This window comes from Kitasatospora sp. NPDC059408 (assembly GCF_042751525.1).
GTDB lineage: Bacteria > Actinomycetota > Actinomycetes > Streptomycetales > Streptomycetaceae > Kitasatospora.
Genome location: NZ_JBHYWI010000006.1, coordinates 39,284 through 55,353 on the forward strand (window position 1 = coordinate 39,284; position 16,070 = coordinate 55,353).

10 protein-coding genes are annotated in these 16,070 nt (G+C 74.3%); 8 read left to right on the forward strand and 2 right to left on the reverse strand.

The window, feature by feature from the left end; all coding sequences use genetic code 11:
* Positions 1-9 precede the first annotated feature (9 nt).
* The 8 genes from pabB (at position 10) to ACFXDE_RS06720 (ending at position 13,485) form a co-directional block, all read left to right on the forward strand.
* Positions 10-2,172 carry an aminodeoxychorismate synthase component I gene (gene pabB / locus ACFXDE_RS06685; RefSeq protein WP_380491513.1) on the forward strand — a complete coding sequence of 721 codons (2,163 nt, stop codon included), beginning with the start codon at positions 10-12 and terminating at the stop codon, positions 2,170-2,172.
* A 68-nt stretch (positions 2,173-2,240) separates the two neighbouring features.
* Complete coding sequence (locus ACFXDE_RS06690) at positions 2,241-7,658, forward strand: beta-ketoacyl synthase N-terminal-like domain-containing protein (protein ID WP_380491515.1); 5,418 nt, start codon at positions 2,241-2,243, stop codon at positions 7,656-7,658.
* 60 nt (positions 7,659-7,718) lie between these two features.
* The gene (locus ACFXDE_RS06695) at positions 7,719-8,777 is read left to right on the forward strand and encodes an ATP-binding cassette domain-containing protein (protein ID WP_380491517.1); all 1,059 of its coding nucleotides are present in this window, start codon (positions 7,719-7,721) and stop codon (positions 8,775-8,777) included.
* Positions 8,774-9,622, forward strand: a complete 849-nt coding sequence (locus ACFXDE_RS06700) for an ABC transporter permease (protein WP_380491519.1) — start codon at positions 8,774-8,776, stop codon at positions 9,620-9,622. The genes ACFXDE_RS06695 and ACFXDE_RS06700 overlap by 4 nt, the downstream gene beginning before the upstream one ends.
* Before the next feature lie 539 nt (positions 9,623-10,161).
* Positions 10,162-10,623, forward strand: a complete 462-nt coding sequence (locus ACFXDE_RS06705; protein WP_380491521.1) for a MarR family winged helix-turn-helix transcriptional regulator — start codon at positions 10,162-10,164, stop codon at positions 10,621-10,623.
* 78 nt (positions 10,624-10,701) lie between these two features.
* Positions 10,702-11,247 (forward strand): YciI family protein, encoded by a 546-nt coding sequence (locus tag ACFXDE_RS06710; RefSeq protein ID WP_380491523.1) that lies wholly within the window; start codon positions 10,702-10,704, stop codon positions 11,245-11,247.
* A gap of 109 nt (positions 11,248-11,356) precedes the next feature.
* Positions 11,357-11,845 carry an integrase gene (locus tag ACFXDE_RS06715; RefSeq protein WP_380491525.1) on the forward strand — a complete coding sequence of 163 codons (489 nt, stop codon included), beginning with the start codon at positions 11,357-11,359 and terminating at the stop codon, positions 11,843-11,845.
* 152 nt (positions 11,846-11,997) lie between these two features.
* Positions 11,998-13,485, forward strand: coding sequence for an SPFH domain-containing protein (locus ACFXDE_RS06720; RefSeq protein WP_380491527.1), 1,488 nt, complete (start codon positions 11,998-12,000; stop codon positions 13,483-13,485).
* A 126-nt stretch (positions 13,486-13,611) separates the two neighbouring features.
* Here ACFXDE_RS06720 and ACFXDE_RS06725 read toward each other — a convergent pair whose 3' ends face one another.
* Together ACFXDE_RS06725 and ACFXDE_RS06730 are read right to left on the reverse strand one after the other, a co-directional pair.
* A complete protein-coding gene (locus tag ACFXDE_RS06725; RefSeq protein ID WP_380491529.1) occupies positions 13,612-14,958 on the reverse strand; it encodes an MFS transporter in 1,347 nt (448 codons plus the stop codon).
* 199 nt (positions 14,959-15,157) lie between these two features.
* Complete coding sequence (locus ACFXDE_RS06730; RefSeq protein WP_380491531.1) at positions 15,158-16,030, reverse strand: N5-glutamine methyltransferase family protein; 873 nt, start codon at positions 16,028-16,030, stop codon at positions 15,158-15,160.
* Between the last annotated feature and the right edge of the window lie 40 nt (positions 16,031-16,070).

The following is a 16,070-nucleotide window of genomic DNA, read 5'->3' on the forward strand; positions in this document are numbered from 1 at the left end:
GGACCCCTGATGCGCACACTCCTGGTCGACAACTACGACTCCTTCACCTACAACCTCTTCCACTACCTCGCCGAGGCCAACGGCCGCGATCCTGAGGTCATCAGCAACGACGACCCGGCGTTCCGGCCCGAACTGCTCGACGCGTTCGACAACGTCGTGCTCTCCCCGGGGCCCGGCACCCCGCACAACCCCGCGGACTTCGGCCACTGCGCGGGCATAGCCCGCGAGGGCCGGCTGCCCGTCCTCGGCGTCTGCCTCGGCCACCAGGGCCTCGCCCTCGCGCACGGCGCCACCGTGGGCCGGGCGCCCACGCCCCGGCACGGCCGTACGTCGGCCGTGCGGCACACCGGCACCGGGCTCTTCCACCACCTGCCGAACCCGCTGGAGGTCGTCCGCTACCACTCGCTCGCGGTCACCTCCCTGGCCCCCGCCCTCGAACCGATCGCGTGGGCCACCGACGACGGCGTGGTGATGGCGCTGCGCCACCGCGAACTCCCCATGTGGGGCGTGCAGTTCCACCCCGAGTCGATCGGCACCGAGGCGGGCAAGCGGCTGCTGTCCAACTTCCGCGACCTCACCGAGCAGCACGGACGCCGCCGCCGCACCGCCACCGCACCGCGATCCTCCGCGCCGCAATCCTCCGTGCCGCAAGCCTCCGCCACCGTGAGCGCCGCGCCCCGGCCGCCCGCGCGCCGGCTCGCGGTCCTGACCCGGCAGGTCGGGACCGGCTGGGACGCCGAGACCGTCTTCGACCGCGTGTTCCGCGGCGGCAGCCACCCGTTCTGGCTCGACAGCAGCCTGCCCGGCGGCCGCCTCGGGCACGTCTCCGCGATGGGCAACGCCGCCGGGCCGCTCGCCCGCGTCGCCACCGCCGAGGTCCAGCGCGGCACCGTCACGGTCACCGCCGGCGACACCGTACAGGTGATCGAGGGCGAGTTCCTGGCCTGGCTCGACGAGGACCTGCGCACGCTGGACGTCGACGTGCCCGAGCTGCCGTTCGACTTCGCGCTCGGCTGGGTCGGCTGCCTCGGCTACGAGCTCAAGGCCGAGTGCGGCGGCGACCGCGCCCACCGCTCGCCCGACCCGGACGCCGTCATGGTCTTCACCGACCGCGCCGTCGTCGTCGACCACCACACCGGCGCCGCCCACCTGCTCGCCCTCGCCGAGGACGGCCGGGACGACGCCGCCCTCGCCTGGCTGGACGAGACCGCCGCCCTGCTCACCGGGCCCGCCCCGCACACCGACCCGCCCGCGCACACCCCGCCCGGCGAGGACTCCCGGCTGCGGCTGCGCCACCCCCGCGACGCCTACCTCAAGCTCATCGACGCGTGCCAGGACGAGATCGCGGCCGGCGAGACCTACGAGGTCTGCCTCACCAACATGATCGACGCCCCCACCGACCTCGACCCCTGGCAGGCCTACCGCGCCCTGCGGCGGATCAGCCCGGCCCCGTTCGCCGCCTTCCTCTCCTTCGGCGACCTCGCCGTGCTCAGCTCCTCCCCCGAGCGCTTCCTGCGGATCGGCCCGGACGGCCTCATGGAGTCCAAGCCCATCAAGGGCACCCGGCCGCGCGGCGCCACCCGCGAGGAGGACGCCCTGCTCGTCGCCGACCTCGCCACCAGCGAGAAGGACCGGGCCGAGAACCTCATGGTCGTCGACCTCGTGCGGCACGACCTCGGACGCTGCGCCCGGACCGGCTCCGTCGTCGCCGACCCGCTGTTCAACGTCGAGACGTACGCCACCGTGCACCAGCTCGTCAGCACCGTGCGGGCCCGGCTGCGCCCCGAGTGCAGCGCCGTCGACGGCGTCCGGTCGGCGTTCCCCGGCGGCTCGATGACGGGCACGCCCAAGCTGCGCACGATGCAGATCATCGACCGGCTGGAGAACGGGCCGCGCGGCATCTACTCGGGCGCGATCGGCTACTTCTCGCTCAGCGGCGCCGCCGACCTGAGCATCGTGATCCGCACCGCCGTGCTCAGCGGCGGGCGGCTGCGCTACGGGGTCGGCGGGGCGATCATCGCGCTGTCCGACGCCGAGGGCGAGTTCGACGAGACGGTGGTCAAGGCCCGGCCGCTGCTCGCGCTGCTGGACACCGCGCTCCCGCTGCAGAACCCGCCGGCCTCCGCCCGCCGGCGCCGGCCGTCCAGGGCCTTCCCGGCCGTCTCGGGCTGAGAGCCCCCTCCGCAATTCAGGCTGGGGACGGCCGCCGCAGCCGCCCAGCGACCCCGTCAGGAGCGAAGGTGTCCGTCCACAGCGATGACTACGCGATCGATCCGGCCGCCGGCTCCCCCGGGGCGCTGGGCGGCCACACCCTGCCCGCCGTGTTCGCGGCGGCGGTGCGCCGGGCGCCGGACGCCGTCGCCCTGGTCGACGGCGAGCGGGAGCTGACCTGGCGCCAGTGGGCCGACGAGGCCGCCGCGCTGGCCCGGGCGCTCCAGGAGCTGGGCGTCGCGCCGGGCGACGTCGTCGCCGTCCAGCTGCCCAACTGCCGGGAGTACCAGACGGCGCACGTCGCCGTCGCCACCGCGGGCGCCGTCCTGCTGCCCGTGCACGCCGGGCACGGCGCCGCCGACGTGCGGGCGCTGCTGGCCCGGGTGGACCCGGTGGCCGTGCTGCTCCCGGCGGAGGCGGCGGCTGCGGCGCCCGGCCTCCTGACGGACGTGCCCTCCCTGCGGGCGGTGCTGGTCGCCGGGGGCGAAGTTGCGGTGGGGGGCGGCGAGGCCCCGGCCGCGGCCGGCGTCCACGCGCTGGACCGGCTCACCGCCGCGTGGGCGGGCCACCCGCCGCACCCCGTGGAGGTGCGGCCCGAGGACCCGCTGGTCCTCATCCCGTCCTCCGGCACCACCTCGGCCCGGCCCAAGATCTGCGTGCACAGCCACGACGGACTGCTCTCCAACACCGCGTCCGTCGCCGGGGAGGGCGGCCCGGCCTTCGCCGACGCGATCCTGACGGCCTGCCCTCTCACCCACCTCTTCGGCCTGCAGTCGCTGCACACCGCGCTGTTCCGCGCCTGCCGGCAGGTGCTCCTGCGCGGCTGGGACCCTGAGCGCTTCCTCGCCCTCGCCCGCGCCACCGCGCCGAGCGCCGTCTTCGCCGTCCCCGCGCAACTCCACGACGTCGTCGCCTCCCTCGCCCGCAGCGGGCAGCCGGCCGGCTTCCTGCCGCACGAGGTGCGCACCGCCGGAGCGGCGATCCCCGCCGCGCTGGCCGCCGACGTCCGGGCGGTGCTCGGCGGCGAGCTGGTCGTCGTCTGGGGCATGTCCGAACTCGGCACCGGTACCCGGACCTCCGCCACCGACCCGGTCGGCGCCGCCGTGCGCAGCGTCGGCCGACCCACCAGCGGGGCGCGCGTACGGATCGTCGGCGAGGACGGGTGCGAACTGCCCCCGGGCGAGCCGGGCGACCTCCAGTACCGCAGCCCGAGCATGTTCCGCGGCTACTACCGCGAGCCCGAACTGACCGCCGCGGCCGTCACGCCGGACGGCTGGCTGCGCACGGGCGACCGGGCGAGCCTCGGGGCGGACGGACTGCTGCGCTTCCACGGGCGCGCGGCCGAGCTGATCAACGTCGGCGGGCGGAAGTTCGACGCGACCGAGGTCCAGGAACTGCTGGCGGCGATGCCGGGCATCGGCCCGCTCGCCGTCGTCGGACGGGCGGACGCGCGGCTCGGCGAGATCCCGTGCCTGGTGCTCACCCGCGCGGCGGACCCGGCGATCGGGCTGCGGGCCGTGACCGGCTTCCTGCGGGAGCGCGAGGTCGCCGAGTACAAGATGCCGCTGGAACTGGTGACCGTCGACGACCTCCCGCGCACCCCGGCCGGGAAGCTGCACCGGCGGTCGCTGGAGGAGCTGGCGGCCGGGGAGACGGTCGTTCCACCACTGTCGATGGACTACCGCGACGCGCTGGACCTCGTGCGCTCGTGCGCGGCCGAGGTCATGGAGCGCGGCCCGGACGACGAACCGATCGGCGCCGACACGGCGTTCCGCGCCTACGGACTGGACTCGGTGCGCACCATCCGGCTGCGCAACCTGCTGGCGGAGGCGACCGGCCGTCCGCTGCCGGTGAGCCTCGGCTTCGACCACCCGACTCCGGCGGCCGTCGCCGCACTGCTGTCGGGCGCGGTGCCGGACCGGTCGGAGGAAGGTCCGGACGACGCCTCCTCCGATGAACCCATCGCCATCGTCGGCATGGCCTGCCGCCTGCCGGGCGGCGTCTCCTCCCCCGACGACCTCTGGGCGCTCGTCTCCGACGGCACCCACACCGACTCCCCGTTCCCCGCCGACCGCGGCTGGGACCTCGACGGCCTCTTCCACGACGACCCCGAGCACCCCGGGACGTCCTACGTCCGCCGGGGCGGGTTCCTGGACGGCGCAGGCCGGTTCGACGCCGCCTTCTTCGGCTTCTCCCCGCGCGAGGCCCTGGCCGCCGACCCGCAGCAGCGGCTGCTCCTGGAGACGGCCTGGGAGGCGTTGGAGCACGCCGGGATCGACCCGACCGGGCTGCGCGGCAGCCGCACCGGCGTCTTCACCGGGGCGATGTACCACGACTACGGTGCGGGCGCTCCGGCGGAGTTGGAGGGCCTGCTCGGGATCGGCACCGCCGGCAGCGCGCTGGCCGGGCGGATCTCGTACTGCTTCGGCCTGGAGGGCCCGGCGCTCGCCGTCGACACCGCCTGCTCCTCGTCGCTCGTCGCCCTCCACCTCGCCTGCCGTTCGCTGCGGTCGGGCGAGTCCTCGCTCGCGCTGGCCGGCGGCGTGGCGGTGATGGCCACGCCGACGTCGTTCGTCGAGTTCTCGCGATTGCGCGGCCTCGCCGCGGACGGCCGCTGCAAGTCCTTCTCCGACGACGCCGACGGCGCAGCGTGGGCCGAGGGCGCGGGCCTGCTGGTACTGGAGCGGCTGAGCGACGCGCGGCGCAACGGGCACCCGGTGCTCGCCGTCGTCCGCGGCTCGGCCGTCAACCAGGACGGCGCCTCGAACGGCATCACCGCGCCCAACGGCCCCGCCCAGCAGCGTGTGATCCGCCGCGCGCTCGCCGACGCGGGGCTCGCCCCCGGCGACGTCGACGCCGTCGAGGCCCACGGCACCGGGACCTCGCTCGGCGACCCGATCGAGGCGCAGGCGCTGCTCGCCGTCCACGGCGGCACGCGCCCGGCGGACCGGCCGCTGTGGCTCGGGTCCGTCAAGTCGAACATCGGGCACGCCCAGGCGGCGGCCGGGGTGGCCGGCGTGATCAAGACGGTGCAGGCGCTGCGGCACGGCCTGCTTCCGCGGACCCTGCACGTCACCGAGCCGACCACCCGCGTGGACTGGTCCTCCGGCGCCGTCCGGCTGCTGACCGAGGCGCAGCCGTGGCCCCGGAAGGACGGGCGGGCGCGGCGGGCGGGGGTGTCGTCGTTCGGGATCAGCGGAACGAACGCGCACGTGGTGCTGGAGGAGGCACCAGCGGCGGGCTCCGGAGACGGGGCGACGGGGTCCTCCGACCACGGGGAGGCGGCCACGCGGCACACCGACGCCGGGCACACGGCGCTGCAAGACGCGCCCGCGGCGGCCTCTGGAGACGGGCCGACGCGGCCCACCGACCACGGAGAGGCGACCGCGCGGCGCACGGACGCCGAGCGCACGGCGCTGCAAGACGCGCCCGCGGCGGCCCCCGGCGACGAGCCGGCGCGGCCCACCGACCACGCGGACGCAGCCACGAGGCACACCGACGCCGGGCGGGCCGAGGCCGGGACCGTGCTGCCCGGGGTTTCCCGGCACGCCGACGACCGTCCGGTGCCGCTGGTGCTCTCCGCCCGCAGCGAGCCCGCCCTGCGGGCCCAGGCCGGGCGGCTGGCCGAGCACGTCGGCGCCCACCCCTCGTACGCTCTGCCGGACCTCGCCCACGCGCTGGCCACCACCCGGGCCGTCCACGGTCACCGGGCGCTGCTGGCCGCCGCCGACCGTACCGGACTCGTCGACGCGCTGCGGCGGTTCGCCTCCGGGGAGCCCTCGCCGGTCGCCCCCGCCACCGGTCGGCGCGACGGCGGCGGGCGGCTCGCCTTCGTCTTCGCCGGGCAGGGCAGCCAGCGGCCCGGGATGGGGCGCGAACTCGCCGCCGCTTTCCCGGAGTTCGCGGCCGCCCTGGACGAGGTGTGCGGCGTCCTGGATCCGCTGCTGGAACGGCCGCTGCGCTCCGTCCTGTGGGACCGTTCCGACGAGCTCCTCGACCGGACGGAGTTCGCGCAGCCCGCACTGTTCGCCCACGAGGTCGCGCTCCACCGCCTGCTGGAGTCCTGGGGCGTGCGGCCCGACCTGCTGGCCGGGCACTCGGTCGGCGAGATCGCCGCCGCGCACGTCGCCGGAGTGCTGTCGCTGGCGGACGCGTGCACGCTGGTCGCCGCCCGGGGGCGGCTCATGCAGGCCCTCCCGGCCGGTGGCGCGATGCTCGCCGTCCGGGCGGCGGAGGGCGAAGTCCTGCCGCTGCTGGGCGAGTTCGTGTCGCTCGCGGCCGTCAACGGGCCGTCGTCCGTCGTCGTCTCGGGCACCGAGGACGCGGTCGCGGCGATCGAGGCGCACTTCGCCGACCGGCGGACGACGCGCCTGCGCGTCTCGCACGCCTTCCACTCCCCGCTGCTGGAGCCGATGCTGGCCGAATTCCGCGGTGTGCTGGAGGGGTTGTCCTTCGCCGCACCCGCCGTACCGCTCGTCTCCGGCGTGACCGGCCGCCCGCTGACCGCCGACGAGGCCCGCGACCCCGGCCACTGGGTGCGGCAGGCCAGGGAGCCGGTCCGCTTCCGGGACGCCGTCGCCCGGCTGGGCGCGGAGCGCGTCGACGCCTACCTCGAACTCGGGCCCGCCGCCGCACTCGCCCCCATGCTCGGCGAGTGCCTGGCCGCCGCGGAGGCCGGAGCGTCGGCCGCCGTCATCGCCACCGGCTCGGCCGACCAGGGGGAGGAGACGCGCGCCCTGCTCGCCGCCGCCGGCCGCCTCCACCTGCACGGCGTGCCGGTGGACTGGGACGCCGTCCTGCCCGGCGCCCGGCCGGTGCCGCTGCCCACGTACCCGTTCCAGCGGCAGACGTACTGGCTCGCGGCCGCCGCTCCGGTGTCCCGTGCGGTGGCCCTTGCCGACGCACCGCTGTCCGACGCACCGCTGCTCGACGCGCCGCTGTCCGACGACCGACTCGCGACAGCGAGCCCCGAGGAGCGCGACGCCCTCCTCCTCAAGCTCGTCCTCGCCGAGACCGCCGCCGTGCTCGGGCGCGGCGCCGACGACCTCGACGCCACCCACGCGTTCTCCGACCTCGGAGTCAACTCCGTCAACGCGATCGAGCTGCGCGAACGCATCGCCGCCGCCACCGGCACCACCCTCCCCGCGACCCTCGTCTTCGACCACCCCTCCCCGGCCGCCGTCGTCCGTGCCCTCGGCGCCCTCCGCGCCGCCCGCGCCCGGCCCGACCGGGGCGCCGAACCGGAGCCCAGCGCGGCCGACCTGGTCGACCGGCTCGCCGCGCTGTTCGCCGCCGGCACCACCCCCGACCCGGCCACCGCCACCCGCCTGCGCGACCTCGCCCGGCGCTGCGCCGCGCCCGCCGGGCCGGCCCGCCCCGGCCCCGGGCCCGACCTCGACGCGGCCACCGACGAGGAGCTCTTCCGCCTGATGGACGCCGTCGACTGACGTGCCCCGACCGACGAGCCCCGACCGCCCGTCCCACCACCGCCCAACGGAGAACCGGCCATGACTTCCCCGCCCACCACGGCCGACGACGACCTCGTGATCGAGGCGGTCGACGTCGGCATGACCTTCGGTACCGTCCGCGCGCTCGACTCGGTCAGCCTCGCCGTCCCCCGCGGCAGCGTGCTCGCCCTGCTCGGCCACAACGGCGCCGGCAAGACCACCCTCGTCGGCGTCCTCACCACCGCCCTCGCGCCCACCACCGGCCGGGCCAGCGTCGCCGGGTTCGACGTCCGGCGCCGCCCCGCCGAGGTCCGCCGCCGGATCGGCCTCACCGGCCAGTACGCGACCGTCGACGGGCGGCTCAGCGGGCGCGACAACCTCCTCCTGCTCGCCGGGCTGCTCGGCGCCGGACGCCGCGCCGGACGCGCCCGCGCCGACGAGCTCCTCGACCTGTTCGACCTCGGCCACGTCGCCGACCGGCCCGCCCGCGGCTACTCCGGCGGCCTGCGCCGGCGCCTCGACCTCGCCGCGAGCCTGGTCGGCCGGCCCGAGGTGGTGTTCCTCGACGAACCCACCACCGGGCTCGACCCGGTGAGCCGGCTCGGCCTCTGGGAGATCGTCGAAGGCCTCGTCGCCGAGGGCACCACCGTCCTGCTCACCACCCAGTACCTGGACGAGGCCGACCGGCTCGCCGACGCCATCACCGTGCTCTCCGGCGGGAGCGTCGTCGCCCACGGCACCCCGGCGGAACTCAAGGCCCGGGTCGGCCGGCGGACCGTCACCGTCGTCCTCGACGGGCCTGCCGGGGGCAACTCCGGAAACGACCCCGGGAGCGACGCCGGCCGCGACTTCGAGCGGGCCGCCGACGCGCTGCGCCGGGCCGGGCTCGCCCCGGTCACCGGGCGCGAGGGCGCCGCCCTCGTCGTCCCCATCGAGGCCACCCGCGACATCGCCGCCGTCGTCCGGGCGCTCGACGGGGTCGGGGTCGAGGCCGCCGAGCTCACGTTCGGCGAACCCGGCCTCGACGACGTCTACCTCGCCCTGGCCCACCACCCCGACAGCCTCGACGGCCGCGACCACCTCGACCGGCTCGTCAGCCCGGAAGGACCCAAGCGGTGACCACCACCCTCGAAACCGGCCGACCGCCCCGCACCCCGACGGCCACCGCGCCCGCCTGGCGCGGCAGTTCGCGGCTCACCCAGGTCCGCATCCTCACCGGCCGGTCGCTGCGCGCGCTCGTGACCGACCCGGCGGTCCTGCTCTTCGGCCTGCTCCAGCCCGTCATCACGCTCGTGGTGCTCTCCCAGGTGTTCAGCCGCATGGGGCTCCCCCCGCACTTCCCGCCGGACGTCACCTACCTGGACTTCGTCCTGCCCGCCGTCCTCGTCGACAACGCGGTGCAGTCCGCCGTCCAGTCCGGGGTCGGCCTCGTCGAGGACCTCCAGAACGGCATCGTCGCCCGCCTGCGCTGCCTGCCCGTCGCCCCGAGCTCGCTGCTCGTCGCGCGCAGCCTCACCACGCTCGTGCGCGCCGCCGTCCAGGCCGTGATCATCCTGGCGCTCGGCACCCTCGTCCTCGGCTACCACCCGCGCGGCGGGGCCGGCGCGGTCGCCGCCTCGATCGGGCTGACGCTGTTCATGAGCTGGGCGCTCGGCTGGCTGTTCATCGCGGCGGCGGCCTGGCTGCGCCGCGCCGAGCCGATCCAGAACCTCGCGATCATCGCCGTTCTCCCCCTGATGTTCGCCTCCAGCGCCTACGTCCCGACCGCCGACCTCCCGGACTGGCTCGCCGCCGTCGCCCACGTCAACCCCCTGACGTACGCCATCGATTCGACGCGCGCCCTCGCCCTCGGCCTCCCGGGGACGGGCACGGCGGTGCCGGCCCTGCTGCTCGGCACCGCCGTGGCGGCGCTCGGCGCCTGGCTGGCGGTGACGGGCTTCCGCAGGCCTCTCACCCCACGCTGAGCAGCGCAGCCGGTGCGCAGGAAGTCGGAATGGCCGACTTCCTGCGCACCGGCATTCCGTGATCCGGCGGCACCAACCCCGCCACTCCGCGCCCCGACCCGAGCACACTCACAGGAAGTCGACCCGCCCGACTTCCCACGCACCGGCACCTCGTGATCCGGCGACAGCCGGCGGGCTTGGGCAGAGCAGGACACGAACGTCAAAGCGCGGTTGCGGCTGCCGCTTCCCGCAGAGCGAAAACCGCGCCTTGGGCGATCGGGTCGCCAAACTCGAAGGCCGCCGTTTCGACCTCCCGCTCAGCAAGCCGACGCAGTGACCGGATCGCTCGGACGCGGTCGGTGTCGAAGACGCCCGGCATGGTCCGGCCGACGCCCGAGCCGGTGTGGGCCCCGTGCCAGTGCGTCAGCACGATTCGCCGCGGTCGCCGTCCACCAGCACCTCCTCGATCCGCGCCGCACAGCCCGTCGGTGCCGGGTACCTCGTGGCGGCCGTGCCACGCCCTTGACCTCAACCGCGCTTGAGGTCCTAGCTTGGCGATCATGACGACCGCAAACACCCCGAAGAACGGCACCACCGCCCTCGGCCAACGGCCCATCGCCCTGGTCGCCCGGGGCGCCACCGAGGCGATCCTGCGACACTCGCAGGCGGCCCTCGCACGCATCGACGTGACCCAGCCCCAGTGGTGGGCGCTCAACAACATCGTCCGGGCCGAGCAGGGCCTCGCCAGGGAGGAGATCCGCGCCGTGGCCGTGCCCTACGGCATGGGCCCCGAGGTGATCGTCCACGCCGTGGACGCCCTCGTGCACCGGGGCTGGCTCGGCATCGGCACGGACGACCGGCTGACCCTCACGGAACAGGGCCGTGAGGGCCTGACGACGGCAAAGGAACACATGGACCGGGTGCGGGCGGAGTTCCTCGGCGACATCACGGAGGAGGAGTACGCGGCTGCGGTCGCCGTGCTCCAGCGCATCACCGACAACCTGGCCCAGGAGCCGTTGTAGCAGTACTGAGCCCAGCGCCGTGCGCAGGAAGTCCACCGGGCCGACTTCCTGCGCACCCGCATGCGGGACCATACGGTCATGGAATTCCTCTGCTACCACCGCGACCGGACCGGTTCCCTGCCGCTGCGCCACGAACTGCTGGAAGACCACTGGTCCTACATGGACCGGTTCGCGGAGGAGATGATCGCCCGCGGCCCGACCCTCGACGACGACGGCGCGCCGACCGGCAGCCTGCACATCGTCGACCTGCCCGGCCCCGCCGCCGCCCGTGCGTTCGCCTTCGAGGAGCCGGGCTACCAGGCCGGCGTCTACCGGGACGTGCTGCTGCGGCGGTGGCGCAACCTGCTCGGCCGCACCATGTGGGACTTCCCGGGCGGCCGGACCGGCGGCAACCGGTACCTGGTGCTCGGCCTCGGCACGGGCGAGGCGGCCGACCTCGCCGTCCCGGCCGACCGGGACGAACTGATCGCCTACGGGCCGCTGCTGTCCGACGACGGAGCCACCTGGCTCGGCACGGCGGCGCTGCTCCGCGCGCCGGACCGGGAGACGGCACGCGCCGTCCTGACCCCGGACCGGTACGCCCACATCGAGGTGCACGCCTGGCAGTTCGGCGGGCGGCGCTGACGACCCCGGGTGCCCGCCGACTACGAGCTGCACGGGGAGCCGCTTCCGTGGGTGGGTCCCCGGTGGTTCTGGAACGCTTTCGCGCGGCGACCCGCCTGCACGGCCCGCCTTGATCAGCCACCTGAATCTCCAGACCACCCGCGGCTACGTCGCCGTGTTCGACGAGGACGTCGTGCGCCACTACATGGCCTACCTCGCCGAGCGGCGCGAGGTCAGGCCCGCCGAGGAGTACCGCGAGGCCACGACCGCCGAGTGGGAGGAGTTCGAGGAGCACTTCGACAAGCGCAAGGTCGAGCTCGGCTCCTGCGCCCGTCCCTATGGCACCCCCTGCCAGCACGAACACGCCTGCATCCGCTGCCCGATGCTCAACGTCAACCCCAAGATGCTCGGCCGGCTGAACGAGCTCGAAACCGACCTCCTCACCCGCCGCGAACGCGCGGAGGCCGAAGGCTGGTTCGGCGAGATCGAAGGTCTGGACCTCACCCTTGCGCTCCTCCGCTCGATTAGGGACGAAACGGAGCGATTCACTCGCAGGCCCGTCATCGACCTGGGCATTCCCGCGCCACGAACAACCCCATCCCCACCGAAGACAGTTTGAATGCCGGCATAGCCACGTTCGCCGCAAAGCGCTTTGCCCACTGGCCAGTTCATGTTCGTGAAGACAATCACATCATGGGGTAGATCTGGAAGACTGCTGCCCGGCGCGAGCTGGCGTCAGGGCAGGGAACCTGGAGGAGGGGGAGAGCCGCTGTGGAGCCGGTCCTCATCGTTCTGATCATCTTGGTGGCGCTCGTCATCAGGACGTTGTTCAAAACGGTTTACATCGTTCGGGAGGCCAGCGCCGCCATCGTGGAGCGCTTTGGGCGCTACACCCGCACGCTAGACCCCGGTCTGAACTTCGTCATCCCGATCATCGACAAAGTTCGCTTCCGGGTCGACCTGCGTGAACAGGTCATGGCGGTTCCGCAGCAGCAGGTGGTCACGCAGGACAATCGACGCGTCGACATCGACATCTTTGTCTCCTACCAGGTGTCCGATGCAAGGGCCGCCACCTACGGCGTGACCAGCTACGTCCAGGCAATCGAGCAGCTCACGGTCGCCACGATGCGCCGCACCATCGACGGCATGGACCTCGAACGGGCCCTGAACTCCCGAGAGGAGATCACCATAGACCTGCTCGCTGCGCTTGATCGGGACACCGCCCGCTGGGGTATCCGGGTCCACCGAGTCGAGTGCAAGATGGGCGCACTGCCTACGCTCATCCAGGATCCGACACCGCAGCAGGCTCACGCTGACCGGTACAGGGGTCCCGTCGCCCCGACACATGGTGATGGGGTGGCGCCTGGTACGCCGCAATCGCTCGTGCGGTCGGGCATCGCCCCCGGGCACCGTCCGCTGCGGCAGGATGATCCTCGCCGTATCGGCCGCTACCGGCTGACGGCGGTACTGGGGCAAGGCGGAATGGGCACGGTCTACCTCGGCCAGTCGCCGGGGCAGCGCCTGGTCGCAGTAAAGGTCATCCGGCGGGAGCTCTCCGAGGATACGACCTTCCGGAAACGCTTCGCCCGCGAGATCGAAGCCGCAGGCCTCGTCGGTGGGTTCCACACCGCGTCAGTGGTCGACGCCGATCCCCACGGCGACCCGCCCTGGCTGGCCACCGAGTACATCCCCGGCCCATCACTGCACGAGGTCCTCAGCCAGCAAGGGGCCCTGCCCCCGAGGACCCTGCACACCCTCGCTGTCGGCGTCGCCGAAGCGCTTGAGCGCATCCACGCCCGCGGCATTGTCCACCGCGACCTCAAGCCAAGCAACGTCATCATCTCCGGCTCAGGACCCCGCATCATCGACTTCGGCATCGCTCGCGCCCTCGACAGCATCGGACTCACCAGTACCAACTATGTCCTCGGCACGCAGGGGTTCCTCGCTCCGGAACAGCTCACAGGCGCGCCGATCACACATGCCACGGATCTCTACGCCTTCGGCATGGTGTTGTGCCATGCCGCAGGAGCCGCGCCGCTCCCGGACGGCGAATCCCTGGAATCTGCTCTCAGCTTGTTACCCTCTCGGTTTGTCGGTGTCATCACCCGGTGCCTCGACCACGATCCCAGCCGCCGTCCGACTGCGACCGACGTACTCGAACTGCTATCCCGAAGCGACCAGTCGACAGGCGATTGGTTGCCGCTCCCAGTGCGCACGATGGTTGACCTGTACAACCCTCTTACCATCGCAGCACCTTGAAGCCCCCGCGCGTTCGATGGTGATCAATCTGCGGATTCGCCCTCCCAGTGGGCTCTGATCCGGTGGACCGCCTTGCGCGGCGCGAGTGCACCTGACGGACACCGTGTTGCATCGGAACCCAGGTGATCACCGGTGAGAGAACATTCGCCGCCGGCCCGGCCCGCCGCATCGCTTCATTGAGTGAAGTGCAAAAAAGCGCCCCACGTCGTAACTGTGGCGCTGCTGCTCGGCGTCAGGGCCTTCCGTCGGCTCCCCGTCGAGCGGGGCCGGGAGCGCGGAGCGGCGGCGGCCGCGCAGCCCGGTCGCGGCGGACAGGACGACAGGGGCCGCGGCCAGGGCGAAGCACACGGGCAGGGGCAGGCGCCCCACCAGCAGCCCGGCGCCGGCCGTCGCCGACGACGAGCCGGCGTTGAGGGCCGTGTTCACCCATGCGCCCGCCTTGGTGCGCGCGCCCGGGCGGGCGCACTCGTCGGCGATCAGATACGCCGTCGTGACGGCCGGGGCCACGAAGAGCCCGCCCAGTGCCGCACCGACGATGAGCACGTAGGGGTGGGGCGACAGACCGGTCGCCGCCAGGACGAGCCCCAGCGCGACCGCGAGCACCGACAGCCGGAGCCTGCTGGAGCTGCGCCACGGGACGGCGCCGTAGACGAGACCGCCGACGGCACTGCCCGCCGACAGCGCCGCCAGGACCCACGGCACCGCGTCCGGGACGTGCCGTGCGTCGGCGACCGCGATCACCAGGAGGTCCAGGGCTCCCAGCGCCATCCCCACACCCGCCGCGACGGCGATCGCCTGGCCCAGGCCGGGACGGCCGGCCGACCGGGCGGGCGTTCCGCCGTCCTCGGTCTTCCCCGCAGCGGCCCAGCCGCCGGCCGCCGGGGAGGTGGCCAGCGCGAGTGCTCCCGTCAACGCGAGGGCGGCGCTCACCGCGAGACCCACCGACGGCACGGCCACCTTCACCAGCACACCCACCAGCAGGGGTCCGGTGACGAACAGGAGCTCCTCGGCCACCCCGTCCAGGCTGTACGCGCGCTGCAGCAACCCCCGATCGGGAAGCAGGGTGCTCCACAGCGACCGCATCACCGGCCCGAGCGGCGGTGTGGCGGCGCCCGCGGCGCCGGCGAGGACGCCCAGCACGACCGCCGACGCGCCCGAGCACGCGGTCGCCAGCGCCAGCGCGGTCAACAGCGCCGCGTAGCCGGCGGCCATGACCGGCAGCACGCGGCGCGGTCCGTACCGGTCCACCAGGGCAGCGCGGGCTGGAGAGAGAAAGACACTGGTGAGGCCGAACACGGCCATGACGCCGCCGGCCGCGGCGTAGGAGTCGGTGGCCCGTCGGACCGCCAGGACCAGTGCGAGAGAGACCATTCCGTACGAAAGGCGGCCCAGCAGCGCCGCGCCGAACGTGCGGCGGGCGTAGGGGATCCGCAGCACGGCCGCGTACGACCGTGCCGTGAGAGGCGAAGACATGAACGTGTTCCTCGGGAATGCGCGAAGACGTGTGCGTGGGCAGCAAAAGGCCGCGCCCGGACGGGACGCAGCGACGGCGGCTTCTACGCACAGAGGAGGAACATGCCTGCGAACGTATCAGATCTTGCAGCCGAAAGAGACCGGGGCGCCTCCCGCACTGTGCGCGCACAGTGCGGGAGGGGAACGGCCGTTGGCGTTCTCAGGCCTCGGTGCGGACGGCCGAGGAGTACAGCGGCCAGCCGTCCTGGTCCGGGCGGCACGTCACCTCGGCGAAGCGGCCGGACTCCCGCAGCAGCGCCGGCACCGTCGCGCCGTGCAGGTGCCCGTGCTCGACCACCAGCGCGCCGCCCGGCCGCAGCATCCCGGCCGCCGCCTCCACCACCTGCCGCACGACCCGCAGGCCGTCGGCGCCGCCGAACACGGCCTGGCGGGGCTGGTAGCGGCCGAATTCGTCCGGCACGTCGGCCGTGTCCGGCATGAACGGCGGGTTCGCGAGCACCAGGTCGGCCCCGGCCGCCAGGCCGGTGAGCGCGCCCGCCCGGTCCGCCGGGCCCTCGTGGACGGTCACCCCGGTGTCCCCGAGCGCGGCCCGACGGGCCGCGTTGCGGCGGGCGAAGTCCGCGGCGACCGGATCGAACTCGACCGCGTGCACCCGGGCGTCCGGCCGCGCGTGGGCGAGGGCCAGCCCGATCGCGCCGGAGCCGGCGCACAGGTCGACCACCGTCGGCGCCTGCGTCCCCGCGACGGCCTCCAGGCCCGCCGCGAGCACGAGCTCGCTGTGCACCCGCGGCACGAACACCCCCGGCCCGACGAGGAGTTCCAGCCCCCCGAACACGGCCCGCCCGGTCAGGTGGCCGAGCGGCACGCCGTCGGCTCTCCGGCCGACCAGATCCCGCAACCGCCGCACCGATCTCCCGTCGAGCTCCCGCCGCGGATCCAGCCCGCCCGGCTCCACCCCGAGCACCCGCGCGGCCAGCTCCTCCGCCTCCCGCCGCGCGTCCGGCCCCACCGCGCCCTTCTCAAGTATCAGCACGGCCTCGTCGAGCAGATCCCCGAGCATCGTCGTCCCCATCCGTAGCCTCCCGGCCCCACCGCACGGCACCCACCGCCGC